Origin of the sequence: Paraburkholderia sp. 31.1 (assembly GCF_014397645.1) — a bacterium.
In the GTDB taxonomy this organism is placed as follows: Bacteria; Pseudomonadota; Gammaproteobacteria; order Burkholderiales; family Burkholderiaceae; genus Paraburkholderia; species Paraburkholderia tuberum.
The window spans coordinates 1-25,651 of sequence record NZ_VZQN01000010.1 but is presented as its reverse complement, the minus strand read 5'-3'; the positions used below and the strand labels follow the sequence as shown (position 1 = coordinate 25,651).

The 25,651-nt window shown below is 64.3% G+C and carries 22 protein-coding genes; 15 read left to right on the top strand and 7 right to left on the bottom strand.

Features of this window, described 5'->3' with window-relative positions; translation table 11 throughout:
• The first annotated feature begins 71 nt into the window (after positions 1 to 71).
• Positions 72 to 1,316: a glycosyltransferase gene (locus F6X37_RS09330; RefSeq protein WP_187611076.1), complete on the top strand. Its 1,245-nt coding sequence runs from the start codon at positions 72 to 74 to the stop codon at positions 1,314 to 1,316.
• Positions 1,317 to 1,779: 463 nt separating this feature from the next.
• Here F6X37_RS09330 and F6X37_RS09325 read toward each other — a convergent pair whose 3' ends face one another.
• Positions 1,780 to 2,163, bottom strand: a complete 384-nt coding sequence (locus tag F6X37_RS09325; protein WP_187611075.1) for a hypothetical protein — start codon at positions 2,161 to 2,163, stop codon at positions 1,780 to 1,782.
• Positions 2,164 to 2,383: 220 nt separating this feature from the next.
• Between F6X37_RS09325 and F6X37_RS09320 the strand changes: the two genes are divergently transcribed.
• The 6 genes from F6X37_RS09320 to F6X37_RS09295 all read left to right on the top strand — a co-directional run bounded on the left by F6X37_RS09320 (position 2,384) and on the right by F6X37_RS09295 (position 11,244).
• On the top strand, positions 2,384 to 4,603 hold the full coding sequence (locus F6X37_RS09320; RefSeq protein WP_187611074.1) for a GNVR domain-containing protein: 2,220 nt from the start codon (positions 2,384 to 2,386) through the stop codon (positions 4,601 to 4,603).
• Between the two features lie 142 nt (positions 4,604 to 4,745).
• On the top strand, positions 4,746 to 5,846 hold the full coding sequence (locus F6X37_RS09315; protein WP_187611073.1) for a glycosyltransferase: 1,101 nt from the start codon (positions 4,746 to 4,748) through the stop codon (positions 5,844 to 5,846).
• Positions 5,847 to 5,850: 4 nt separating this feature from the next.
• Positions 5,851 to 7,056, top strand: a complete 1,206-nt coding sequence (locus F6X37_RS09310) for a hypothetical protein (protein WP_090803218.1) — start codon at positions 5,851 to 5,853, stop codon at positions 7,054 to 7,056.
• A gap of 157 nt (positions 7,057 to 7,213) precedes the next feature.
• On the top strand, positions 7,214 to 8,128 hold the full coding sequence (locus tag F6X37_RS09305) for a glycosyltransferase family 2 protein (RefSeq protein WP_090803220.1): 915 nt from the start codon (positions 7,214 to 7,216) through the stop codon (positions 8,126 to 8,128).
• A 58-nt stretch (positions 8,129 to 8,186) separates the two neighbouring features.
• Complete coding sequence (locus F6X37_RS09300) at positions 8,187 to 9,923, top strand: hypothetical protein (protein WP_187611072.1); 1,737 nt, start codon at positions 8,187 to 8,189, stop codon at positions 9,921 to 9,923.
• Positions 9,924 to 9,954: 31 nt separating this feature from the next.
• Positions 9,955 to 11,244: an oligosaccharide flippase family protein gene (locus tag F6X37_RS09295; protein ID WP_187611071.1), complete on the top strand. Its 1,290-nt coding sequence runs from the start codon at positions 9,955 to 9,957 to the stop codon at positions 11,242 to 11,244.
• A gap of 128 nt (positions 11,245 to 11,372) precedes the next feature.
• On the opposite strand, the gene F6X37_RS09290 is transcribed toward F6X37_RS09295, so the two are convergent.
• Complete coding sequence (locus F6X37_RS09290) at positions 11,373 to 12,584, bottom strand: MFS transporter (RefSeq protein ID WP_187611070.1); 1,212 nt, start codon at positions 12,582 to 12,584, stop codon at positions 11,373 to 11,375.
• A gap of 227 nt (positions 12,585 to 12,811) precedes the next feature.
• On the opposite strand from F6X37_RS09290, the gene xdhA reads away from it, so the two are divergent.
• The 3 genes from xdhA to xdhC are packed head-to-tail and all read left to right on the top strand — an operon-like array spanning position 12,812 to position 17,355.
• On the top strand, positions 12,812 to 14,329 hold the full coding sequence (xdhA, locus tag F6X37_RS09285; protein ID WP_187611069.1) for a xanthine dehydrogenase small subunit: 1,518 nt from the start codon (positions 12,812 to 12,814) through the stop codon (positions 14,327 to 14,329).
• 34 nt (positions 14,330 to 14,363) lie between these two features.
• Complete coding sequence (gene xdhB / locus F6X37_RS09280) at positions 14,364 to 16,733, top strand: xanthine dehydrogenase molybdopterin binding subunit (RefSeq protein ID WP_187611068.1); 2,370 nt, start codon at positions 14,364 to 14,366, stop codon at positions 16,731 to 16,733.
• Between the two features lie 31 nt (positions 16,734 to 16,764).
• Positions 16,765 to 17,355 (top strand): xanthine dehydrogenase accessory protein XdhC, encoded by a 591-nt coding sequence (gene xdhC, locus F6X37_RS09275; protein ID WP_187611067.1) that lies wholly within the window; start codon positions 16,765 to 16,767, stop codon positions 17,353 to 17,355.
• Here the strand turns inward: xdhC and F6X37_RS09270 are convergent.
• From F6X37_RS09270 to F6X37_RS09260, 3 genes are all read right to left on the bottom strand, one after another.
• Entirely contained in the window at positions 17,352 to 18,302 is a 951-nt protein-coding gene (locus tag F6X37_RS09270) for a LysR substrate-binding domain-containing protein (RefSeq protein ID WP_090803229.1), read from the bottom strand. The two genes, xdhC and F6X37_RS09270, sit on opposite strands and share 4 nt — an antisense overlap.
• Positions 18,303 to 18,502: 200 nt before the next feature.
• Positions 18,503 to 19,159: a 2-hydroxychromene-2-carboxylate isomerase gene (locus F6X37_RS09265; RefSeq protein ID WP_184074231.1), complete on the bottom strand. Its 657-nt coding sequence runs from the start codon at positions 19,157 to 19,159 to the stop codon at positions 18,503 to 18,505.
• Between the two features lie 160 nt (positions 19,160 to 19,319).
• Complete coding sequence (locus F6X37_RS09260; protein WP_187611066.1) at positions 19,320 to 20,723, bottom strand: TAXI family TRAP transporter solute-binding subunit; 1,404 nt, start codon at positions 20,721 to 20,723, stop codon at positions 19,320 to 19,322.
• Positions 20,724 to 21,293: 570 nt separating this feature from the next.
• Here F6X37_RS09260 and F6X37_RS09255 point away from each other — a divergent pair.
• Both F6X37_RS09255 and F6X37_RS09250 read left to right on the top strand, forming a co-directional pair.
• On the top strand, positions 21,294 to 21,638 hold the full coding sequence (locus tag F6X37_RS09255; protein ID WP_090803235.1) for a BON domain-containing protein: 345 nt from the start codon (positions 21,294 to 21,296) through the stop codon (positions 21,636 to 21,638).
• A gap of 260 nt (positions 21,639 to 21,898) precedes the next feature.
• Positions 21,899 to 22,147 carry a hypothetical protein gene (locus F6X37_RS09250; protein ID WP_184055491.1) on the top strand — a complete coding sequence of 83 codons (249 nt, stop codon included), beginning with the start codon at positions 21,899 to 21,901 and terminating at the stop codon, positions 22,145 to 22,147.
• Between the two features lie 41 nt (positions 22,148 to 22,188).
• Here F6X37_RS09250 and F6X37_RS09245 read toward each other — a convergent pair whose 3' ends face one another.
• Positions 22,189 to 22,977 (bottom strand): sulfite exporter TauE/SafE family protein, encoded by a 789-nt coding sequence (locus tag F6X37_RS09245; protein ID WP_090803240.1) that lies wholly within the window; start codon positions 22,975 to 22,977, stop codon positions 22,189 to 22,191.
• Positions 22,978 to 23,232: 255 nt separating this feature from the next.
• On the bottom strand, positions 23,233 to 23,880 hold the full coding sequence (locus F6X37_RS09240) for a LysE family translocator (protein WP_184062202.1): 648 nt from the start codon (positions 23,878 to 23,880) through the stop codon (positions 23,233 to 23,235).
• A gap of 121 nt (positions 23,881 to 24,001) precedes the next feature.
• Between F6X37_RS09240 and F6X37_RS09235 the strand changes: the two genes are divergently transcribed.
• The 3 genes from F6X37_RS09235 (at position 24,002) to F6X37_RS09225 (ending at position 25,618) form a co-directional block, all read left to right on the top strand.
• On the top strand, positions 24,002 to 24,217 hold the full coding sequence (locus F6X37_RS09235; protein ID WP_187611065.1) for a hypothetical protein: 216 nt from the start codon (positions 24,002 to 24,004) through the stop codon (positions 24,215 to 24,217).
• A gap of 88 nt (positions 24,218 to 24,305) precedes the next feature.
• Positions 24,306 to 24,737, top strand: a complete 432-nt coding sequence (locus F6X37_RS09230; RefSeq protein WP_187611064.1) for a hypothetical protein — start codon at positions 24,306 to 24,308, stop codon at positions 24,735 to 24,737.
• A 2-nt stretch (positions 24,738 to 24,739) separates the two neighbouring features.
• Positions 24,740 to 25,618 carry an Ig-like domain-containing protein gene (locus F6X37_RS09225; protein ID WP_187611174.1) on the top strand — a complete coding sequence of 293 codons (879 nt, stop codon included), beginning with the start codon at positions 24,740 to 24,742 and terminating at the stop codon, positions 25,616 to 25,618.
• The last annotated feature ends 33 nt before the right edge of the window (positions 25,619 to 25,651 follow it).

The window sequence follows — 25,651 nt, the reverse complement described above, 5'->3', positions numbered from 1 at the left end:
AGCGATTCGTCCGGGCAACGCCGTCCGGGTTTTTCGCGAGACGGCACGAGGGGCATACGACAGGAGGGGACATGCAGCGCTGCAGGGTACTGGTGATCAACGATTACGCGCACATGGGCGGCGCGGAAGTGGTCTATCAACAATCGGCCGAGCTGTTGGGCACGCTGCCCGGCGTCGAGGTCGAGCGTTTCGACGATAGCCAGTTTTCCGCGCGCTCGACGATGCTGTCGCGCTCCTGGAACACGACCGCCGCGCGCGCGCTCGAAAAGGCGCTGCATCGTTTCCGGCCGCATCGGCTGATGGTGCACAACTACCACAACGTGCTGTCGCCTTCGATTCTCAGCGTGATCGCGCGGCACGAGCGTCAGTTCGGTTATCGCGCGTATCACACCTGCCACGACTATCACCTCGTCTACTACAACCCGTCGCTGCAGTACTTCGACAAGGATAAGCGTCCGATCATTCTGCCGCTCGACGTGCTGCGCACACGCGCGGTCTTCACGTTGCGGCCGACGCCGAAGGGCCTCGTGCACGATCTGATGACGAAGGCGTGGTGGCACGCGGTGCGCGCGGCCTATCAGCCCGCGCGCGTGTTCGACAGGATCTTGTGTCCGAGCCTGTTCATGCAGCAGGCGCTGCATCGCGTCGGCATCGAGAATACGGTCATCGTGCACAATCCGTCGGCGGTGCCCAGCGCGATGCCAGTCGTCACGGTGCGTGACAAGGAGCGCTTCAACATCGCGTTCGTCGGACGGATCTCGCCGGAGAAAGGCCTGCTGCAATTTCTGACGCTGTGCGAGGCGACGGGCTTCGAGCGCATCAATTGCATCGGCGTGTACGGCGACGGCCCGGACCGCGCGGCGATCGAGCAGCGCTACGCGTCGCTGATCGCACAGCGCAAGCTGATCCTGTTCGGCACGATGCCGCAGCAGCAGTTGTTTCCCGCCATGCGCGAGTTCGCCGATGCGGTGGTCGTGCCGTCGGTGGGCGCGGAGAACGCGCCCCTTGTCGTGATCGAGGCGGCGATGCTCGGTCTGCCGGTGCTGGTTCGCGATGGCGGCAGCATGGCGGTGACCGCGGAATCGGTCGGCAACAAGATCAAGTTCAAGTTCGAACCGGGCAGTCTGAAACAGGCGCTCGGCGAACTCGCCATTCATCTGGCCGATGAGCACAGAAAGTACGACGTCGAAGAATATCTGCCCGAGCATTACGCGCGGCGTCTGGCTGAAATCATGCACATCGGCGAAAGTTCGACGCACGTCGCGCCGTCGCGCCGTCGCGCGCGCTATGCGGATAATCCGCGTCCGGCGCCCTGAAAATAGTCGGCGCTGATTGTGGCAAACGGCGTGTATATCCGTGCCGTTATCGTCGTTTTGAACACGTGTTTTTTATCGCGTGATTTGCCTGAAGCAATCCTGTAGCAATCGGCTTTTGTGTGCGCTGCCGAACGTTGTAAGGACGGGCTCTCTGAATATTATGATCGCCAAGGAAAGGCATTTTATCGAGCGCTGAAGCGCGTGGCTCGACAGAGTAAACGAGGCCGCGGTGACGGCGCGGAGTTGGCGATGACCGGCTCAATCGGTCGGCGAAAAAGCCAGACTCATCAGAACAAAAGCATGTGCATGTCGTGAGCGTTTGCGTGGAAAAACGGCGGACGAGACGCGGCTAATCGGGGAATCTTCGCGACCGGGCCCGGCAGTCAGTTCAAACCAAACAGGAATGTGGCCGCAAGCGGCCACATCGGCGATACGGGGGGTCCAGACGGTGATGCGCTACAGCTCAGCGCACGCTGTACGGATCGGCGGTCTCGGGAGACGCGTAGGTCTGGTCTGAATTCCACAAATCGCTGCCGTAGGGGTCCGCTGAGTTCTTGCCGCGGACAGGCTGTGCAACGCTTGTACGTTTCTGCTTCGGAAGGCTGTTTTTGGTTTGGGTGTACACGTTGGGCGCGACATAGCGGTTCTTTTTAGCGTACGCGAAATCCGACGGGGAGCCGTAGAGCGTGGTGGAACTGGCCGCATGAGGCGTCATCGCGTCGAGTTGCGAGTGTTTGGCGACATAACTCGGCGCATAAGCCGAAGAGGCGGCGGACACGATGCTCTGGGCGTAACCCACCTGGGCGCTCAGCAAGACGGGCATGACGGCGGCAAGAAGTTTTTTCATTTCGGGATCCGTAAGAAAGCATGTGGTGCGATGTTAGGGAAAAGAGCCGACCTCGCATAGGCGCTGTTACACACAAAGGTAGCCGATGTGGCGTAAATCAGCTACCCCCGTCCGATCGAGGCGGTCAGCTCGCTGGACACAGGCGTGACTGGATGCGGCGAGGTGCCGGTCCCGGCGCCGGGAACAAGTGGCAATCCGTAGAGACTTTGGGAGAACTCGCATGAACCAAAGCAGTGCACCATTCGATAGCCGCAACAACAACAGCGAACATGCGCCGGCAGGCTTCGCGAATTATCTGGATGCGCTGTACGACAATCGCAAGCTGATTGCGATCACGACGGCCATCGCGGTCGCGCTCGGCATCGCTTATTCGGTGTTCTCCCAACCCGTGTATCGCGCGGACATTCTGGTGCAGGTCGAGGAGAACGCGGGTACCTCGTCCAGGAGCGTGATCGGCGACGTGTCCGCGATGTTCGACGTGAAGACCGCGACGTCAGGCGAGGCACAGGTGATCGGCTCGCGCATGGTGGTGGGCCGCGCGGTCGACAAGCTCAATCTCGACATCGAAGCGGCGCCGCGCTACTTCCCGCTGTTCGGCCGCTGGCTCGCCCGTCACTCCGATCATCTGTCGACGCCGGGACCGCACGGCTACGTGTACGGCAACGAGCGCATCACGGTGTCGAAATTCGACGTCCCCGAAGAGCTATTCGACCGTCCGTTCGTGCTGAAGATGGGCGAGGGATCGAGCTACGAGCTGCAATACGGCAAGCTGAAGCTCGAAGGCACGGTCGGCCAACCGCTGAGCGCGACGACCAACTACGGGCCGCTCACGCTCGTCGTCGACCGGATCGAGGCGAATCCCGGCGCGACCTTCGAAGTGCGGCGCCAGTCCGCGCTGACGACGACCGAAAAGCTGCGCAAGGAACTGACGATTTCGGAAAAAGGCAAGGAATCGGACATCCTCGGCGTGTCGCTCGAAGGCAGCGATCCGAAGAAGATCAGCGCGATTCTCGCGACCATCGCTGGCGAATACGTGAGCCAGAACCTGAAGCGCAAATCCGAGGAAGCGGAGCGTTCGATCCGTTTCCTCGAAATACAGCTTCCGGAGATGCGCCAGCAGCTTTCCGCTTCGGAAACGCGCTTCAACGACTTCCGCGCGAAGCATGGCACCGTCGATCTCGGCGAGGAAGCGACCAACCTGCTGCAGCTGTCGGTTCAGGCGCAGACGCGGCTCGCGGAACTTCAACAGAAGCGCAATGAACTGCTGACGCGCTTCACCGAGCAGCATCCGGCCGTGCAGTCGGTCAACGCGCAGTTGCATGCGGCGCAACAGGAAGCGAAAGATCTCGCGAGCCGGACGCAATCGCTGCCGCCGCTCGAACAGAACGTGCTGCGCCTGCAGCGCGACGTGCAGGTCGGCACCGAGCTCGATACGTCGCTGCGCAATACGCTCGAACAGCTGAAGCTGATCAAGGCGGGTAAGTCCGGCAACGTGCGCATCGTCGACGGCGCCGTCGCGCCCGATACGCCGGTGCGGCCCAAGCCGCTGCTGATCATCATCGGCGCGCTGATGCTGGGCGTGTTCGTCGGCTCGGTGATCGCGCTCGTGCGTCAGCGTCTGTTCGACGCGATCGACGATCCGTACGAAGTCGAGCTGCGCACCGGTTTGCCGGTCTACGCGAGCGTGCCGTTCAGCCGTCAGGAAGAGCGGTTCGCGCACAGCCGTCGCCGTCCGGAATCGAAGGCGCTCGTGCTTGCGGGCGAAGCGGTGATCGATCCGGCCATCGAAAGTCTGCGTGGCTTTCGCACCGCGCTCGAATTCACGATGACCAAGGCGCGCAACCATATCGTGCTGATCACGGGCCCGACGCCGGGCATCGGCAAGTCGTTCGTGTCGCTGAATCTCGCCGCGGTAATCGGTGCGACCGGCAAGCGCGTCCTGCTGATTGACGGCGACCTGCGTCGCGGCTTCCTGCATCGGCATCTCGGCGGCGATCGCGGTCCTGGCCTCACCGATCTGATCCAGGGCGCGTGCCGTCCCGAGGAGCTGATTCGCGCGACCCGTTTCCAGGGTGTCGACTTCATCGCGAGCGGCCGCCAGGTGGCGAGCCCGAGCGACGTGCTGTCGAACACACGGCTCGAAGCGGTGCTGCGCCAGGTCGCGACCGGCTACGACGTCGTGCTGCTCGACGGACCGCCGGTGCTGCTCGCCGCGGATGCGGTCCGGCTCGCCTGCGTGGCAGGTACGACGTTCTTCGTCGCGCGTCAGGGTGTCACGGGCATCGGCGAGCTGCGTGAGTCGGTCCGCCAGATGCAGAAGGTCGGCCTGCCGGTGCGCGGCGTGATCATGAACGGACTGCGGATGCGGCCGGGACGCTACAGCTACGGCTACGGACGCTATCGCTACGCGGCCTACATCTACAAACCGTACGACAGATAAGCCCGGGCGCCTGGTTCGCGACGCGCCCGCGGTGCGGGGCGTAGCGCCCGACTGGACCGATCAGAACAGCAACATGGCAATGCGAAGGGATCTTACGGCCGCGCCTGCCGAGCGCATACCGTACAGGCAAGGGACTACTCGGATGAAACAGCTATTTGTCACGCCTTTTCTGCCTCAGAAAAACGCGCCGCAAGCTGGCCACCGTTTGGCCTACGACTACCTGATCAAACTGAGCGCTGAATCGGAGCTCGACGTGCTGATCGTGTCGCGCGTGCCGGTCGACGAACAAGCCATCGAGTTTCGCGCGAACGTGCGCAACGTGTACATCCAGTACGTGAGCCGGTTCGACCTGATTCCGTCGTTCCTCGCGAATCCGCTGACTTTTTCACCGCGCCTGTTCTCGCGCTATAAACCCGCGATCGGCAAGTTCCTCTGCGAACTCGTCGACAGGAACCGATACGACACCGTGCGGCTCGAGTTTTCGCAATGTTTTGCGTATGCCCAGAATCTGCGCGAGCGTTTCCACGACCGCGTGAAGATCGTGATGTGCGCGCATGACTTGCAGATCCAGGTCATATTGCGCGTCAAGTCCATCGAAGGATGGCTGTTCACCCGGCAGACCTTCATGCTCGAGCAGCGTCTGCTGAAGCTGGCCGACAAGGTGCTCGTGCTGTCCAGCAAGGACGCGCAGCTGATCAACGGCCTGTACCCCGGGGTCGGCACGTTGCAGGTCGTGCCGATCTCACTGCCGGCGTTTCTGAAGGAAGTGCGGCGCTCGAAAGACACGGTCGAGAAAGGCAACATCCTGTTCTGGGGGGCGATGCAACGCCGTGAAAACGAAGAGGCGCTGCTCAATTTCATCGACACGATTTTTCTGCCGCTGCGCCGGCGCGGCCTGCAACTGAAGCTGTTCGTGGTCGGCTCCGATCCGAGCGACCGCGTAAAGCGCCTGAATGGCGACGATATTTGCGTGACCGGCTTCGTCGAAAATCCGGGCAAGTACTTCGAGTCCGCCGATATCGGCGTGGTGCCGCTGCTGTCGGGCGCCGGCGTCAAGCTCAAGACGCTCGAAATGCTCGCGGCGCAACTGCCGGTCGTCTCGACGCCGCTCGGCGCGGAAGGCGTCGAGCACGACGGCACCTTGCTCAACGTCTGCGAAATCGATGAGTTCCAGGACGTGATCGAGCGCATCTACCGCGGTGATCCGGTCAACGTCAACGCCTCCGTGGCGTATCAGGCCTGACACCATGATCGCAACCATCGCCTATCTGCTGGCCGTCGTGCTGTGTGCCTCGCGCGGCGTGCTCGAGTATCTGATCGGCAAGGACGCCGCCTATCTGATCCAGGTCGGCGGCATCGTCGGGCTGCTCGTGTGGTACATCTCGCCGACGGCGATCGCCGCTTACTTCCGCGACGAAGGACGCCTGTCGTTCGGCTTCCTCGTGGGCATGCTGTTCTCGACCGGGCTGTCGATCGTCGCGACGCTCGCGCTCACCGGTGAGTTCGGGCCGTCCTATCTGTTCGTCTTCATCTTCACGCTGTTCATCTACTTCTACGCGATCTCGAACTATCAGAGGCGCTTCGTGCAGCCGCGCGTCGCCTATGCGGGGCTCGTGCTGATCGCGCTGATCGAGGCGGGTGTCGCGCTCGCGCAGCAGCAGAACGTCTTCCCGATCGATCTGCCCGGCGCGACGTACGGCTTCGACAATCTGCGCGCGCCGTCGCTGACCGGCAGCTATCTGCACTACCCGCTGTTCGTCGCGATTGCCGCGTCGCTGTGCGGCGTCGACTATCTGGTGCGCAGGAACGTGCTGTCGGGCCTCGCGTGCGCGGTGCTCAGCTTCGCGATTTTCTCGGCGCTGTCGCGCAGCGGCATGCTGATCATTCTCGGCACGTTCGGGCTCGCGTTCGTGCAGGCGCCGATCCAGTTCATCACGAGAAACGCGAAACTGATCGTTGCCACCGTGTTCGCGACGATGGCAATCATGATCTTCGGCGTCGCGGTGAGCAGTCAGAACGATAGTGTCGTCAACGTCGGCACCGAACGGATGATGGGCGCGACCGATCTGCAATCGGACGGCAACGACGGCCGCACCGAAGCATGGGAAAAGGCCAAGTCGCTCGTATTGCCGGTCAACGTGATCGCCGGCACGTACTTTGGGCTCGTCACGAACTCGGCACCCGAGCCGGTAAAACAGGAGTTCGGCGTCGTCGAATCGAGCGTGCTGCAGCAGATTCTGAATATCGGCCTGATGGGCGCGATCTTCTATTACGGCGTGCTGATATCGGTGACGAAACTCGCGAGCAGCGCGAGCCGGATTTCGTTGTGCATGTGGGCCGCTTTATTTCAAACGCTCTTCTATCAATCGATCGAAGTGATTCCGTTTGTCTTCATCCTGATGACATTGCCAGTGTTCGATTACGTGGGCGGACCGCGTCCAGACAGCACGTAGCGAACCGGAAGGCAGTGCGCTCCAGATCGTCTGCATCGCGCGGACGAGCAGTGGGTAGTCGGTAGTGCGCGCGAACAGCGCGAAGCAAGGTGCAAGAACCAGAAAGCCGTGTTTGGGGGTAATTCCACGAACACCTGATGTAAAGCAGGAGGTGGGGATGAACCTGAAGGGAATGTTTAGCGTGGTGATCGTCAATTACAACACGCCAAAACTGGTCGGAAATTGCGTGCGCTCCGTGCTAGAACTTTCGATTGCGGATAAGGAGGACATCGTCGTGGTGGACAACGCTTCGCCCGACAATTCGTTTTCCTATCTGAGGGAGACGCTTCCGACGGGAGTGAGGCTCGTCAAAACGTCGATCAATCGCGGCTTCGGAGCCGGCGTCAATTTCGGCATGGTCGGTTGTCTGCGCGAACTCGTGCTCGTGCTGAACCCGGACACCTATTTCGTCGATACATCGCTCGAAAACGCGGTGCAGTTGTTCAGAACGGAGAAGGATGTCGGCCTCGTCGGTCTCGATCTGGTCTATCCGGATGGCGAGCGGCAGTTTTCCGCGCGGCGCTTTTATTCGGTGCTCGATATACTCGGCCGGCGTTCGCCGCTCGGGCGGCTCGGCGCGTTCAAGCGCCGCATCGACAACCACATGATGCGCGAAGCGTGGGCCGCGGGCACGCCGTTCGAGGCCGACTGGGTGCTGGGCACGGGCTTTATCGTGCGGCGCGCGCTATTCGGCGAACTCGGCGGCATGGACGAGCACTTCTTTCTCTATATGGAGGACGTCGATTTTTGCGCGCGCATCTGGCAGGCGGGCTACCGCGTGCTGTGCGTGCCGGGTGCGCGACTCACGCACGAGCATCAGCGTGCGTCGGCGGCGGGCTTCCTGAGCAAGGCGGGGCGCCGGCATATGAACAGCTTGTGGCGTTTCAGCCGCAAGTATCGTGTGCCGCTGTTCAGACCGCCAGGCGTGCAGGGCCTGAGTCGCAGCGCGAAGGCGCGTGCGGTGCCGGTTCCCATGACCGTGAGCGCGCGTCCGGCGGCCGCCGAGCAGGGGCAAAGCATCACGGTGGACTGATGCCTGTCGATGTCTCGACGTGAAAAAAGAACGGAGTAACGCAATGGGGGAAGGCTAGATGAAAACCCGGCGACAGGCGCTCAAGACGTTCCTGCTCGGTGGCCTGGCCGGGGCCAGTGCAAGCACAGCCGATTTGGGCATCGCGCGCGCGACGGGGCACGCGCTGCGCGAGCGCGGCGCGTTCGCGAGTATGGGCAACGGCGCGGGCGACGGCGCCGGCGGCATCCTGCGCGTCGCCGCGTCCGTGCCCGAGCGTGCCGCATCGGAACCGGTTGCGCCGAGCTATCTGAAGACGCTCAGCGACATCGTCGCGGGACTCGAGGTCAGCGTCGCGCGCTTCGTCGATCCGCACCGGCTGGCGGCAATCCAACGCGGCGCGTCCGGTTACGACTGCGGCGCTGAACTCAGGGAAGCGTTCGCGAGCGGTGCGCGCGGGTTGTATCTACCGCGCGGCATCTGGCGTTACACCGGCGACCTGGCCACCGCGAACGGCTCGAGACTGCGCGGCGACGGCGGCGGCGAATACGTGGTGATCACCGACATCGCGATGGCGGCGACCGTGCTGGAGAGACAGGACTCGGGCGGCCCGAGGTCGGCGGCGCTGACGCTCGGCGACTCGGCGTTCGTCGAGCATGTGCAGGTGCGGCCCGCGCATTACGACAAGGTCATCTACTACCTCGCCAACTATCCGGCGCACACCGGCAACACGGCGATCGGCATCCACTTCGGTACGTCGGCCGGGGCTAGTCATTGCACGGCGATCGGATTTTCGCGCGCGGGCTACGAACTCGGCGTCACCTCGACGCTCGAGCGCTGCTATGCGTACATGTGCGAGCGCGGCTTCTACGCGACCGAGCACACCGACGGCTCGCTGATCAATTGCATCGGCATGTTCTGCCATACGGCCGGCGCCGATATCGTCGACAACTTCTGGCAGGTGATCGGCGGACGCTGGGAATGGAACGCGCGACACGGCGTGATTCTCGGCGCAGAGTCGCTGATCGTCGGCGCGGTGTTCGATCGCAATGGCTTTGCCGGCGTCTATATGAAGAGCGGTAACTGGGGCAAGGTGGTGAACGGCAATTACTTCTCGCGCAACGGTTGCGGCGGCGACGGCAAGATCGGCCGCTGGAAATTCTCGACGCGCGGCCATCCGTCGTACCTCGATGTGCCGCCCGGTCAGAGTTGCCACATCCAGATCGATTACCAGCAGGCGGCGACGATCGTGGGCAATCGCTACCGTCCCGGCCAGGACGACGAGAACGCCGGCTGCGACGGCCCGCAGTTCGTGTACGGCAGTTCGACCGCGCCGGGCAGCACACCGCTCGACGGCATCACGATTCAGGGCAATTTCGGCGATCGCGCGGGTGACACGATCGTCGGTTACGCCAAGGCGTATCCGGGCGGCGGCGCGATCGCGGGCGGCAAGGACGCGAGCCTCGTGCATGCGCTGAATCTCGGCGTCGGCTACGAACGCGGCGGCGTCGCGGCGGCGCTGCATTGTGGAAACCAGACCGTGTCGCAGGAGACGACGCGCATCGCGATCAACGTGCTGCGCTCGACCTCGGGCCGCGTGGTGTTGCGCGCGGCCACACGCGGCCATGCTCTACTCGCCGAAATCCTGTTCGCAACCGACGCAACCGACGCCAACTACCAGACCGTGGTCAGCAATCTGATCGGCAATGCGGTGAAGAGCGCGGTGTTGAACGCAAATGGCGAAGACGATCGCTACAACAAGATCGATATCGCACTAAGTGAACCTGCTTTCGTGTCGTACTCTGTTTTTTCGACGTGAGTTTTAACCGCCTACTGCAAACAGGACGATTGTGTCGACGAGAAACGTCATCATCGCGCTGTATTCGGTGTACGCACTGAACTACGTGCTGCCGCTCGTTACGTTGCCGTATCTGTCGCACGTACTTGGGCCCGCCGGGTTGGGCGTGATCGGTTACGCGCAATCGATTTCGCAGATTCTTCTCGTCATCGTCGACTTCGGCTTCGGCCTGTCGAGCGCGCGCAAGGTGGCGGTGCACATCGATAACCCGGCGGTCGTGAACCGCATCTACTGGTCGACCACGATCGGCCGCGCGATTCTCGCGTTGCTGTGCTCGCTGGTGCTGGTCGGCTGGGCCTTCGCCGCGCACATGTCGCCGCAGGAGCGCGGTGCGACGCTGCTGGGCTCGCTCGTGATCTGGGGCGGCGTGCTGACGCCCGGCTGCTTCTACGAAGGCACGCAGCGCCTGCCGGTGCTCGCGGGCACGCTGCTCGCGACGCGCGTGGGTCTGCTGATTCCGCTGTTCCTGTTCGTGAGGACTCGCGACGACGTGATGCTCGCGGCCGCTCTGCAATATGCGCCGACCTTCGTGTGCGGCGTGATCCTGATGGGCGCGCTGATCTGGAAGCGCGAGATCCTGCTGAGCGTGCGGGTCAGTTGGGCCGACGTGATGGCCGAGGCGAAAGAGGCGTATCACATCTTTCTCGGTTCGGCGCTGACGTCCGTGTACATGTACGCGAACGTGATCATGCTGCGCATGATCAGCGGCCCGGGCGCGGTCGGCTATTACGTGGCGGCCGAGCGACTCACCAACGCGCTACGCGCGTGCACGGCGCCGGCCATCCAGGCGTTCTTTCCGAAGATCTGCGTCGCTTACGAGCGCAACGACATCGCCTATATCCACAAGGTCAACCGCGGCTTCATGGTCGCGTTCGCGGCGTCGGCGGTGCTGATTCTGGTCGGCTTTACGGTGCTCGGCGAATGGTTTGTCGGACGTTTTCTCGGCGAGGCGTTCGGCGAGACGTTCCGCATTTTGCGCATTCTCGTGTTCGTGCCGGCGATCGTCGGCATGACGACGACCCAGGTGATGCTGACGATCATCGCGTCGGGCAATCAGTCGTTGCTGAAGCGGATCTATATCTACGGCGCGCTGTTCCATCTGGTGCAGGCACCGATCAGCATCTACTTCTGGGGCGGTGTCGGCACCGCGTGCTCGGTGGCCGCCACCGAGCTGTTCATGCTGATCGGCGTGTACAACGTGTCGAGCCGAATCAATCACGGCCAGATCGCGGTGCGCGCGCAGACGACGATCAAGCAGGAGATGGCGGCGGAGAGAGATTAGCCGCGAGGATGGACAGCGGGATCGAATGGCCGCGGCGCGCGTCGTGAAGACTTTGCGCGTCGCGGCCTTGTTGCGTCAGCGCCGCGCGTTCGTTGCGCGCGTTCACTGCGAGTGCTTACTGCGAGTGCTTACTGCGCGGTAGACAGACTGGTTACTTTCGCGTTACGCAGATACAGCACCGTCGACAGCACGACCGCCGCGGCAGCCGCGATCGCGGCAAACAGGAACACCGAGCCGTAACCGAACTCGCCGGCGATATACCCCGCCAGCGGCCCGGTAATGCCGAGCGACAGATCGAGAAACACCGAGTACGCGGACAGCGCTGCGCCGCGGCTCGCCGGCGGCACGAGCCCGACCGCCTCGACGCCGAGCGCCGGAAACACCAGCGCGAAGCCAAAGCCGGTCAGCGCGGCGCCCGCGAGCGCGATATGCGGCTCGGGCGCGAGCCACAGCATCAACAGACCCGCGCATTCGAACGAGAACGACGCGATTGCGACACGAAAGCCGCCGTAGGTCTTGATCGTGTTCGCGAACAGCAGGCGCGCGCCGATGAACAGCGTGCCGAACAGCGTCAGCGACAGCGCCGCATTCGGCCAGTGCTTCGCCGCATAGAACAGCGTGATGAAGGTCGCGATCGAACCGAAGCCGGCCGAGCCGAGCGCGAGACCTATGCCGTGCGGCAGCACGCGCGTCAACACGCTGCGATACGACATCCGCTCGCCGTGCACGACCGGCACCGGCGCGATCAGACGCGCGAGGTAATAGCCGAGCCCGGCGAGCGCGATCACCAGAATGCCGAGCGCGGTAAAGCCGATCGAGCGCGAGATCATCACGCCGAGCGGTGCGCCGATCGCGAGTGCGCCGTAGGTCGCGATGCCGTTCCACGAAATCACGCGGGCGTTGTTGGAGGTGCCGACCCGGCCGATTCCCCACAGGATCGCGCCGGTGCCGCACAGGCTCTCGCCGAAACCGAGCACGAGCCGGCTGCACACGAGCAGTGCGAGGCTCAGCCCCGGCCAGCGACCGGTCAGCGCGGCGAGCAACAGCAGCACGCCGCTCGCGCCGCAGCCGAGCAGGCCGATCGACACCGTGCGCTTCGGCCCGAGCGTATCGGCCGAGCGGCCCGCGAGCGGCCGCGACGCGAGCGTCGCGAGGTACTGCACGCTGATCGCCGCGCCGGCCAGCACCGCGCTGTAGCCGAGGTCGCCGTGCACATAACCGGGCAGCACCGCGAGCGGAATACCGATCGCGAGGTAGCAAAGAAAGGTGAAAAAGACGACCGGAATGATCTGCAGGGTCGTCGCAAATTCGCTGCGGGCGGACGCGGAGTCGGTGGACATCGGGAAAACCACACTTGAATTCGGCGGGAAGGCGTGATTCTCCCATGGAACCGATTCCCTTGCAGGGTTTGCTTAAAAATGGGACGAATCAATGGCGGGTCATATCGCGCGAACAATATGTCCCCCATGCGATTCAGGCTATGGGTTAGGTTTATTGACGGTGATAGCTTTCAAACCATCGACGCGGCGTGTCCGCGCAAACACGCAACAGACGAGAGCACCGAGACATGACCGAGCCGATTCGTTTCTATCACCGCAACGCGATCCGCGAAATCGAGGACGCGCCCGTTACCCGCACGGTGCTGCAGTATCTGCGCGAGGACGCGCATTGCACCGGCACCAAGGAGGGCTGCGCCGAAGGCGACTGCGGCGCCTGCACCGTCGTGATCGGCGAGCGCAATCCGGCGGGCGGCGTCGAGTTCAAGGCGGTCAACGCCTGCATCCAGTTCGTGCCGACCCTCGACGGCCGCGCGCTCTTCACGGTCGAAGACCTGCGCCAGCCGGACGGCTCGCTGCATCCGGTGCAGCAGGCGATGGTGGACTGCCACGGCTCGCAGTGCGGCTTCTGCACGCCGGGCTTCATCATGTCGACGTGGGCGCTCTACGAGAAGCACGGCCACGAGCATGGCTGCGCGAACCGCACGGTGCCGTCGCGCGAGGCGATCGGCAATGCGCTGACCGGCAACCTGTGCCGCTGCACCGGCTACCGGCCGATCGTCGACGCGGCCGAGCGCATGTTCGACGCGCCCGCGCCGCAAGCGCCAGTCGACGTAAAGGCGCTCGCCGACACGCTCGCGACGCTCGAACGCCGCGACACGTTTCAGTACGAGCACGCGGGCCAGCGCTTCGCCGCGCCGCGCACGGTCGCGGCGCTCGCGCGGATCAAACAGCAGGAACCGGCCGCGCGCCTGCTCGCGGGCAGCACCGACATCGGCCTGTGGGTCACCAAGCAGATGCGCGAGCTCGGCAACCTCGTCTACGTCGGACAGATCGCCGAGCTGCAAAAGCTCGAAACCAATGACGACTGGATCGAGATCGGCGCCGGCGTCAGCGTCGAAAAAGCGTATGCCGAGATCGCGAAGCAGTACCCGGAGCTGACCGAAATGTGGCAGCGCTTCGCGTCGCTGCCGATCCGCAACGCCGGCACGCTCGGCGGCAACATCGCGAACGGCTCGCCGATCGGCGATTCGATGCCGGGGCTGATCGCGCTCGGCGCGCGCGTGATCGTGCGGGGCGGCGACATCGAGCGCGAGATGCCGCTCGAAGACCTGTACCTCGCGTATCAGAAGAAGGACATGGCCGGGCACGAGTTCGTCGTCGGCCTGAAGGTGCCCGCGCGCGGCGGTGCGCGCGCGAACCTGCGCTTTCGTACCTACAAGCTGTCGAAGCGCTTCGATTCGGATATCTCGGCCGTCTGCGCGGCGTTCTCGTTCATCGCCGACGGCGACGCGATCCGCGAGCCGCGCATCGCGTTCGGCGGCATGGCCGCGACGCCGAAGCGCGCGCTCAATGCCGAAGCCGTGCTGCGCGACGCCGAATGGCACGAGGCGACCGCGCAGGCCGCGATGCTCGCGCTGGGCACCGACTACGCGCCGCTCACCGACATGCGCGCGAGCAGCGACTACCGCCTCGAAGCGGCGAAGAACACGCTGTACCGCTTCTGGCTCGAAACGCGCGCGCGGCAGCCGCTGCCGAAGAGCGCGGTCGACGTGCGCGCGGTCGCGCCGGCCGGCGCGAGCGCCTGAGCCCCGCGCGTTCAAGGATACGGAGAACACAACCATGAACCAGCAAGCCGAACCGTTCCTGAAAGAGGTTCAGGAACTCGACGACTTCACCCAGGTGCACGTGTCGCGTCCGCACGAGTCCGCGCATCTGCACGTAAGCGGCCGCGCGACCTACACCGACGACATTCCCGAGCTGGCCGGCACGCTGCACGCGGCGCTGGGGCTGTCGTCGAAGGCGCACGCGAAGATCGTCTCGATCGGGCTCGACAAGGTGCGCGCGACTCCCGGCGTCGTCGCGGTCTTCACCGCTGACGACATCCCCGGCGTCAACGACGTCGGCCCGATCGTTCATGGCGACGATCCGATCCTCGCCGACGGCGTCGTGCAATACGTCGGCCAGCCGATGCTGATCGTGGTCGCGACGTCGCACGAGGCGGCGCGTCTCGGCGCACGGCGCGCCGAGGTGGTCTACGAGGAACTGCCGGCGGTGCTGAGCGCGCAGCAGGCGCGCGCCGCGAACCAGTTCGTGCTGCCGCCGATGAAGCTCGCGCGCGGCGACGCCGGCGCGAAGATCGCGCGTGCCGCGCATCGCGAGGCCGGTGAGATGTGGCTCGGCGGCCAGGAGCAGTTCTATCTGGAAGGGCAGATCTCGTACGCGGTGCCGAAGGACGACGACGGCATGCACGTCTACTGCTCGACCCAGCATCCGACCGAAATGCAGCACCTCGTCGCGCACACGTTGGGCGTTGCATCGCATAACGTATTGATCGAATGCCGGCGCATGGGTGGCGGTTTCGGCGGCAAGGAATCGCAGTCGGCGCTGTTCGCGTGCTGCGCCGCGCTCGCCGCGTGGAAGCTGCTGTGCCCGGTCAAGCTGCGCCCGGATCGCGACGACGACATGATGGTGACCGGCAAGCGTCACGATTTCCACTACACCTACGAAGTCGGCTACGACGCAGAGGGCGTGATCGAAGGCGTCGCGGTCGACATGACCTCGCGCTGCGGCTTTTCCGCCGACCTGTCGGGTCCGGTGATGACGCGCGCGCTGTGCCACTTCGACAACGCGTACTGGCTGTCGGACGTCTCGATCGACGGCTTCTGCGGCAAGACCAACACGCAGTCGAACACGGCGTTTCGCGGCTTCGGCGGCCCGCAGGGCGCGTTCGCGATCGAGTACATCCTCGACAACGTCGCGCGCTCGTGCGGCATCGATGCGCTCGACGTGCGCCGCCGCAATCTCTACGGCAAGACCGAGCGCAACCAGACCCCGTACGGCCAGGTGGTCGAAGACAACGTGATTCACGAGCTGATCGACGAGCTCGAAGCGACCAGCGACTATCGCGCGCGCCGCAAGGAGATCGACGCTTTCAACGCGAACAACGAGATCCTGAAGAAGGGCCTGGCACTCACGCCGGTCAAGTTCGGCATCGCGTTCAACGTCACGCACTTCAACCAGGCCGGCGCGCTCGTGCATATCTACACCGACGGCTCGGTGCTCGTGAACCACGGCGGCACCGAAATGGGCCAGGGGCTGAACACGAAGGTCGCGCAGGTCGTCGCGCATGAACTCGGCGTCGGTTTCAACCGGATTCGGGTGACCGCGACCGATACCAGCAAGGTCGCCAATACGTCTGCGACGGCCGCGTCGACCGGGTCCGACCTGAACGGCAAAGCCGCGCAGGACGCCGCGCGCCAGTTGCGCGAGCGGCTCGCCGCGTTCGCGGCCGAGCGCTTCGGCGCGGGCAGCGTGAATCCGCGGGACGTGCGCTTCGCGCATGATCGCGTGATGGTCGGCGAGGTCGCCGTGCGGTTCGAGGAAGTGGTCGCGAAGGCTTATCTCGCGCGCATCCAGTTGTGGTCCGACGGCTTCTACGCGACACCGAAGCTCTACTGGGATCAGTCGAAGCTGCAAGGACGGCCGTTCTACTACTACTCGTATGGCGCGGCGGTATCGGAAGTCGTGATCGACACGCTGACCGGCGAAATGCGCGTGCTGCGCGCCGATGCGCTGCACGACGTCGGCGCCTCGCTGAATCCGGCGCTCGACATCGGCCAGGTGGAAGGCGCGTTCATTCAGGGCATGGGCTGGCTCACCACCGAGGAGCTGTGGTGGGACGCGGGCGGCAAGCTGATGACGCACGCGCCCTCGACGTACAAGATCCCGACAGTCAACGACGTGCCGCCGGTTTTTAATGTCAGGCTGTTCAGGAACCGCAACGCGGAAGACAGCATCCATCGTTCGAAGGCGACCGGCGAGCCGCCGCTGCTGCTGCCGTTCTCGGTGTTCTTCGCGGTGCGCGACGCGGTGTCGGCGGTCGGCGGCCATCAGGTCAATCCGCCGCTCAATGCGCCCGCGACCAGCGAGGAAATCCTGAAGGCGGTCGGCGCGGTGCGGGCCGCGACGGCGGCCGCGCGGCGGGCGTGATGGCGAGTGGCAAACGAGTTGGGAGCGCAATATGGAAGCACGCCTGAACTGTTCTCCGGGCGGGAGCGGACCCGAGCTTGCACCGCGGCCGACGCCGATGCACATCGTGCTGTTCGGCGCGGGACACGTCGGCCATGCGCTCGCGCATCTGCTTGGCAGCCTGCCGTGCGTGGTCCAGTGGGTCGACGAACGCGACGAGCTGTTCCCCGACGAAACGCCGCCCAACGTGCAGGTCGAAGCGACCGACACGCCCGAGGCGATCGTCGACGCGGCGCCGCCCGGCGCGTGGTTTCTGGTGATGACGCACAACCATGCGCTCGATTTTTCGCTGGCCTCGCGCATCATGCGACGGCGTGATTTCAGCTACTTCGGCATGATCGGCTCGAACACGAAGCGCGTGAAGTTCGAGCGGCGACTGCTCGAACGAGGCGTGGAGTTGGAGCGGCTCGCGGAGATGACCTGCCCGATCGGCGTCGAAGGGATCATCGGCAAGGCGCCCGCCGCGATCGCGATTGCGGTGTGCGCGCAACTGCTGCGACTAAGGACACGGCAGGCCGCGACGGTTCATGCGTTGGGGCAGGCCGCGAACCACGTCCGCGCAACGAAGCAGATCACGGTTTAGGCCATACGGCGCAACGGGGGCTTGCGCGCGACCAGCTCACCCGACACCTCGGACATCAACGTCCTCAGCCAGCCGATATCGCTCGGTCGATCCGGCTGCGGATGCCACAACTGATAGCAGCGGATGCGCGGAAACGCGATCGGCACGTCGACGACCGCGAGCGGCAACATGCTCGCGTAGTGCATCGCGAAGCGCCGCGTCGTCGTGAAGATCAGATCCGATTGCAGTAGCGTCTGCGCGACGAGGCCGAAGTAGGGTAGCGTCGCGACGATGCGCCGGCTCGCCTTCGCCCGCGCGAAGCCGGTATCGATCGCGCCGCCGCGCGCGCCGCTGTAGGGTGTCGGCGCGAGATGCGGCGCGGCCAGATAGGCTTCGCGGGTGAGCGGCTCGTGTGTCAGCGGATGGTCCGCGCGCATCATGCACACGACGGTATCGGCGAACAGGTCGCTGCGCTCGAAGCGCGGATCGGGCTTCGGCCAGTTGCCGATCACCAGATCGAGTTCGCCGGCGTCGAGCGCGGCCGAATGATCGAGCAGCGGCCCCAGCGATTCGATTTCGAGCCGCGCATGCGGCGCCGCTTCGCGAAACCGCGCGATCACGGTCGGCATGAAGAAGTCGTTCAGATAGTCGGGCGCGGCGACGCGAAAAGTGCGGCGCGAGCGGCCCGGGTCGAAATCGCCATGCGGCGTCGCGACGAAATCGACATCGCGCAACACGCGCTGCGCGGCCGCGAGCAGCGACTCGCCGTATTCGGTCGGCACCATGCCCGACTTGCCGCGCACCAGAATCGGATCGCCGAGCGTGTCGCGCAGCTTGCGCAGCGCGGTGCTGATCGCGGGCTGGGTCTGGTTCAGCCGCAACGCGGTCTGCGTGACGCTGCGCTCGACGAGCAGCGTGCGCAGCACGCGCACGAGCCAGATATCGAGTGAGGCGGCGGTGTCGTCCATGATCGAAGCGTGGTGGCGCGGGCGCTGCCGATGAGCTCGCCGCGCGGCGCGCGCGTGGGGTGCGAAAGCTTAACCTTAGGCGCGTTTGCGCTTCGGCGGCATAGCGGGCACGGTATGCCCGGCATCAGCGCGACGCCTGCCGGCATCGATTCGTTCGGGCCGAAGCCGCAACCAGGGCGCGGCCCGCAGCGGCCGCCGTGTTATGCCGGTGTTGGTTTGTCCGGCAGCCCCCACGGTAGCGAACTGATCCGCTTCACCTCGCGCGATTCGAGCCAGTTCGGCGTGCGCGCACAGTACAGCACCATCGGCAGCGCGTCCTCGCCCCAGAACAGCTGATCGTTCAGACGGAACGTCGGCACGCCATAGACGCCGAGTTCGACCGCATCGGCGGTATTGCGCTGCAATTGCGCCTTCACGGCTTCGTCCTGGATCAGTTCCGGGCCGTCCGGCTTGCCGACGCGCTCGCACAGCTCGGCGAACGCTTCGTCGCTCGACGGATCGCGCCCCTCGCGCCAGATGAAGCGGAAAATCTCGCGCACGAATTGCACGTCGCCGTTCGCGGCGGTCGCGAGCAGCAGCGGCTTCATCGAATCGAACGGATGGGCGGGCGGCATTTTGTACGGAATGCCGAGCTGCTCCGCGCGAAACAGCGCGTGCCGGTACATGAAGGTGCGCTTGGCGGGCACGCTGTACGCGGAGCGCTGGCTCCAGTGGCGATACAGATCGTTCAGCACGACCGGCGTGAACGCGAAGTCGAAGCCGGGCCATTTGTCGTATTGCTCGAGCAGCAGGTAGGTGAACGGCGAGACGAAATCATAAAACCACTGCCGCTGTTGGGCGTCGATGCCAACGGTCATAAATGTCTCCCGGATTGCCTGTGTCGGACGACGCGGACGGCGCGTCCGTTACCTCATCAAAATTGTAGCGATCTTACGCGGTGCGGTCCCGGCTTGCACCGGTCGATATCCCCTGGTGGCGGCAGGTGGGCGTAGGTTCCGGCGGTATCGTCATGGGCGCTCAGCCTTTGACTTTTTCGGCCGCCTGCTCGTCAGCCTCGTCCAGCCCGCCCCGCGTGTCGCGGCTTTCCGTGAGCCGCCGCCGCACGAAGCCGATGTGCTCACGCAGCACGTAGAACTGGTCCGCGTACGCGAGCGGCATCTTCATGCCGTTGACCGAGTCTTCGATCGTGTCGAGCCGCTCGATCAGCGACGCGCGTTCGGCCGACGCATGTTCGCTGAGCGCGCTGCGCTCGATCGCGATCAGCGCGCCGTACCAGCGATAGATGCGCGATTTGACGCGCCACGCGTACAACCCGGGCACGATGCGCAGCGCCGGCACCAGCAGCACGATCAGCGGCACGATGATCACCAGCAGGCGGTCCGCGAGACTCGCGATCCAGAACGGCAGCGTTCGGTACAGGAAGCTCTTGCCCGACTTGTAGTAGCGCGCGGCGTCGTCCGAAAGCGGGAAGTCGTGCGCGAGCGGGGCGGGGAATTCGCCGGCGCGCTGCAACGTCGTCGCGCCGCCGTGCACCTCGCGCGCGGCTTCGATCAGCAGATCGGACAGCGCCGGATGCAACGAATCGCGCGCGATCAGCTCGGCGGTCGGCGCGACGATGCTGATCGAGTTCGCCGGCAGGTTCTTGCCGAGGTCGAAGGCGCCCATCGGCACCTTCAGCTGCGTCAGGTACGGAAAGCGGCGCGTGTACGCGTCGGCCTGCGAAAAATCGTAGAAGCGCACGTTCTGCGTGCGGTAGAGCTTGCCCATCACGGCCGGCTGCGCCGAGTCGCCCGCGAGGAAGGTCGCGTCGATCGTGCCGTCGATCAGGGCGTCGGCGGCGGCGTCGCCCGTTAGCGGCAGCAATTGGGTCGGACCGCCCGGCACGATGCCGTTGGCCTTCAGCAGCGCGAGCGCGAGCTCGCGCGTGCCGCTGCCCTCGGGGCCGATCGCGAGGCGTTCGCCCTTGAACCCGGACAGCCAGTCGACGGGGGCGCCGCGGTAGAAGATCGCGAGCGGCACGTAAGCGACGCTGCCGAGCGACATCAGGCTTTTGTCCTTGTCCACCGCGGCGGGCGCGATGCCGCTCTGCACGAAGCCGACGTCGACGTCCGCGTTCGGGTCCAACAGCCGCTTCAGATTTTCCTGCGAGCCCTGCGAGGCCAGCACGTTCAGCGTAATGCGATTGCGCGCAAGGATCGTCTTGTACTTCTGCGCGGCGATCCAGAAGGTGCTGCCGACGGGACCGGCGCTAATCGTCAGCGTATTCGGCGGGGCGGGTTGGATCAGCCGCACGGCGGCCCAGATTGCGACGATCACGAGCAGCACGAGCGGGCCGAACGAGACCGCCAGGTCGCGCCACGAGATCGCGACAAAACGGGCGACGAGATGGGTAGGGCGGGTGCGGCCGGTGTCAGGCTTCATCGGATCATCTGAAAGCGGCGGTCGATCGGGCTCGAATGCGCGAAGGCGGCTTGGGCGGCGCGCGCCAGCACGCGTCGCGCCGATGGTACCTGAGATTGGCGCGGCCGCGAAACGCGTAGCCGCCCGTCACGCCGACAAACGCGTAACAAATGGTGAGCACCACGGTGAACGCCGGCATGAGCGCTGGCATGATGCCCGTGCAAATTCTTGCGCGACCACGGAGCGTGTCTGCTCTCTCCGGCACGCATGACGCACCCGCTGTCGGCGCGCCACGCCGCGCGCTAAATCCTTTGCGCTTCTGTGCCGGCTAGATTAAATTGTGCATCGCTACCGCGATCCAACGTTTGCGGCGCGACCCCGGCAAGACGGACAAGAACCGGGTGCGTCGGCGGACGTCGCGGTTTGCCGGTTACCGGTTACCGGTAATCAGCCTCTCTCGCCTCTTGCACATCGTGTCACAGCCGTTGATGGCCGTCGCTCACGCGCGCGTTCGCGCGATGACGGCCGCCCGTAGTCGTAACAATGCCGCTTGTTCATGCGGTCCAATGTGAAACCAAGGAGAAGAGAGCTATGAAGACGGTCGGTTTTCTGAAAGCACTGGGTCCGGTGGTGGCGATGGCGGTGGCGTGCAACGTCTACGCCCAAAACGCTCCGGCAACCGATACGGCGTCGGCGGCAGCCGCCGTCAAGGCCGGCAAGGCAGCGAATCACGAACTTGGCCGTAAGGTGCGCCACGCGCTGACGAAGACCCAGGGTCTCGACGTGTCGCACATCGCCGTGCGCGCGCGCGGCGGCGCAGTGACGCTGACCGGCTCGGTGCCGACCCAGGGACAGATCGATGCGGCCGGCGAAGCCGCCAAGGGTGTCGACGGCGTAATGTCAGTGTCGAACAAGCTCAAAGTGGTGCAGCAGTAAGCGGTACGCGTGCGCGCGGCGCCGCAAGGCCCGCGTCGCGCGGTGGTCAACCTGGAGGCTCTGGCATGATCGCCGGAGCTTTTTTTTCGCCGCCGGTTTTATGGCGTGGCACTCGCGAGGTTTGCGGGACCGCAGCAATGCGGCTTGCCGCACGCACAGGTCCTGATGGAGGCGCGGCCGTCGCGGATTCGTGCGCTGCGACACATTACCGACGCATCGCAAGGCGTACTGTGACCAAGAGGGAAGGGGGAGCCAAGGTCATGGAAACCACGCTGTTTCGCTATATCGATCTGCCGATCGGCGATCGCGCGGCATTCGAACTGGTGTGCGCGCGACACGGTTTCGCGCCCGCGCATTTCGACATCAGCGCGAGCGTGGCACCCGGTGAGCCGGCGCACGAGCGGGTCGTCACCGTGCGGCGCGGCAGCTGGTCACAGTCGTATTACGACCGCCACGGTCAGTGGGTCAGGCAGTTCGAGGCGGATCTGACCTGCCGGTTTTTCAAATAGACACGGGTTGCGGCGTGCGCGCTTGACGCGTCTTCAGCGCCTCACGACAACACCAGCCGCACGCCGACCAGCGTCAGCGTCGCGGCGAGCAGATTGCGCAGCAGCGCGTCCGGCGCGCGCGAGGCCAGATAGCTGCCGATCGCGATGCCGGGCAGCGATCCCACCAGCAGCGACAGCAGCATCGACCAGTCGATCGAGCCGAGCAGCCAATGTCCGGCGCCCGCGAGCAAGGTCAGCGGCACCGCGTGCGCGATGTCGGAGCCGACGATGCGCGTCGTCGGCAGCATCGGATACAGCAGCATCAACACCGTCACGCCAATCGCACCCGCGCCCACCGACGTCAACGACACCAGCACGCCGAGGGTCGCTCCGGTCAGCATGGTCAGCGCGAGCGTGCGTGCCTGGCTCGGCGCGCGTTGCTTGCGCGCGCCGAGCGCCGCGAGCTGCGGACGGAACACCAGCGCGATCGCGGTAATCAGCAGCGCCGCGCCGAGCACGACCTGGATCAGCCGGCCCGCGCCAGGCGTATCCATTCCATAGCGATGCAGCAGGATCAGCGTGACGGTCGCCGCGGGCACGCTGCCGGCCGCGAGGCGCAGCGTGACCTGCCAGTCGACCGAGCCCTTCAGCCCGTGCACCAGCGTGCCGGTCGCCTTGGTGGCGGCCGCGTACAGCAGGTCGGTGCCGACCGCGGTGGCAGGGTGCACCTTGAACAGCAGGACGAGGATCGGCGTCATCAGCGAGCCGCCGCCGACGCCCGTCAGCCCGACCAGAAAGCCGACGAACAGGCCGGAGACGGAGTACAGCAGATCGATGTGGGGTAGAGCCATTGAACGGACAGCTGACGCAGCGCGGGTGAAGGGTTGGGCGGCAAGACCGGCGTACGCGCCGGGGCGGGTGGGTGCGGCGGTGTGCGGTGCGCTGCACGGCCGCGTCGGCCGGCGCCTCAGCGGCGAAAGGCGCTATTGTCGCAAAACTGCCGCGCCAGCGTGCGGCACTTGTTCAGGGGGAGCGCGTCGCGGCTGGCAGCGGGCTGCGTTCGGCGTGTACGGCGCTGATGTGCCGCGTGGCGTGTGAGGTGCCGCTCAGAGCGCGCGGCGGATTTCGACGACGCCGAACGCCGCGAGCGTGAAGCCGACCACGCGATCGATCGCGACGCGTAGCCTGCTGCCGATCGCATGACGCGCGAGCGACACCATGGTCACCAGACAGCACCACCACGCGATCGAGCCGGCGAACACACCGCCGACCGTCGTCAGCGCGATGGCCGGCGAGAACGCGCCGCGCGGTGCGAGCGTCGTGAATAGCGCCGCGAACATGATGACGGTCTGCGGATTGGTCAGCGTCAACAGCAGCGCGCTCGCGTACGCACGCAGCGCGCCGGCGCGGCCGATCTGCGCGAGCTTGCCGTTGCCGTTGCCATTGCCGTCGGCGGTTTCAGCGGGCGGCTTCTGCAGCAGCGCGCGCACGCCGAGATATAGCAGGAACAGGCCCGCGAGCAGATGCAGCGGGCGGTCGTACGCGAGCATGAACTGCGAAATGCCGACGAGGCCGAGCGCCGCGATCAGCCCGTAGGCCGCGTCGCCGCTGGCGATGCCGAAGCCGATCGCGAGTCCCGCGCGCGGACCGCCGCTCAGCGTTCGGCGGATGCACAGCATGCCCATCGGGCCGACCGGCGCGGCGATCGCGAGGCCGACGCCGGCGGCCGTGAAAAACAGACTGGTGGTGGACATGGGCAGGTTATCGAGCGTTGTTCTGGTTGGGGCGGTCGCCTGCGGGCAGCCGGCGCACCCGCCAGCATAGCCATCCCGAAAATCGCGGGCAAGGGCGGGGATGGGTGAGACTCGACGCGCGATGACTCGCTTCAGCGCATCGGCCGGCATGGCGATGAAAGCTGACATCGCCGCGCTCGCTTACAACGGCTCTTTTGTCAGAAAAACAAAAATGCCGCTCAGTTGCTTAACTGAACGGCATTACGGCTCAATGCCGCTTTTTTTGTTTGGCCGTGATATCGGGAAAAAATCGCCTAAAAATGAGATGGCCAGAGCAATCGTTAATATCTGTCAATGAAGTTTTGTCTCAAATTAAAATCATTGACCGTGCCCCCGTTTAGATGCTTAATTTGCCGGGTGTTTTCTGGAAAATCAAAAGAGGTCGAATGGGACAACAGAAACAGGCAGGTGCCGCGGGCGAGGAAGAGTGCCAAGTTTGTCGTGTCACCTATTCAATATACGCAAACTTCCCGCCAATGCCGTCTGCAATGGCGATGAACGTCGAAACTGGCGAATGGTTTCCGCAGGATAGGCTTCGGTTGTATTCGAACGGTTACGAAATGGCCGACGCCCTGGGTTATGCATGGGCGTGCGATTGCCGCGGTCGCACGGCGGCCTCAGCGCTGACGTCGAAAATTCGCACTCACGACGAGTATTACGTGCTCAAAAAAAGCGATGGCCAACCCCTCGCCAACGTGCGTTACAGAATTGTCGTCGACGGTAAACGGGTGATAACGGGAACCACAAGCCAGAGCGGACACACTGTGCGCGTAGTTACTCGCGGAACAGCAAGCCTCAAACTTCAATTGGAGAAATAGGGATGCCGGAAAGTCCGGATTGGCTAACGGTTCACGACACCGCGTGTACGAACACGAACCCGGACTCATGCGTTGAAGTTCGGATTGCAGCGAACCTGTTGTCGTGGAATATTCCAGACAACAGTTACGGTGACAAGTTGCCTATCATTCCCTCATCCTCGCGTGTGATGCACGGAAAGATTCTGTACCGTCTGGCTATCAAAGTCACAGTGAAAAGTCGTCGACAAAATTCTGTTTTCGGTCGCACCATATCTATCAGCAGTAGCCGTCCGAACGACACAGTACAGGTCTCGGGCCCGACCGATTTAGACGGTTGCGCGACGGTTATTCTCGAATCGCGCGAATCAGGAGACCTGACACTTGAGGTCGCCGACGAAGATATAACGGCAGTTCCTCTGCGGATAAAGCTGAAGGAAGCATGGTACGAAGCTGGCTTTCAGGTTACGCATTACATCATCGCAGACGAACGTGATGCGCACGGCCCAATGGTTCAGGCGGCTGGCGTGTCTGGAAGTCATCGGCACGACTTCCTATATGGTGCAGCCGGCGTACCAATGCAGGGAACCGGCGAGACGTTGGATCGTCGTTTCGTCCGGTGGAATGGTGGCGGCGGCGGATGGCATAAAAATGCAGCCGGAAATCCGGATATCCTCAACAAGCCTGCACAAGCGCGCCTGAGTGAAACTGACGCCGCACATGGTCGGTTTGCTGATGTAGTGGCGAATCGTTCGATAGCTATTGATCCTACCGTTATTCCCGGGCGTTCGCGGGTTTATATTGCCTCTAGGGAAACGCTGATTAATGAACTGTCGGATCGGCTTGCAGATCAAGACGCGTCAAATTTTCTGGATAACGAATCGAATCGACGCTCATTTCGGTGAATTTGGCTCGCAAACGAGCCCCTCTTCTCTCAT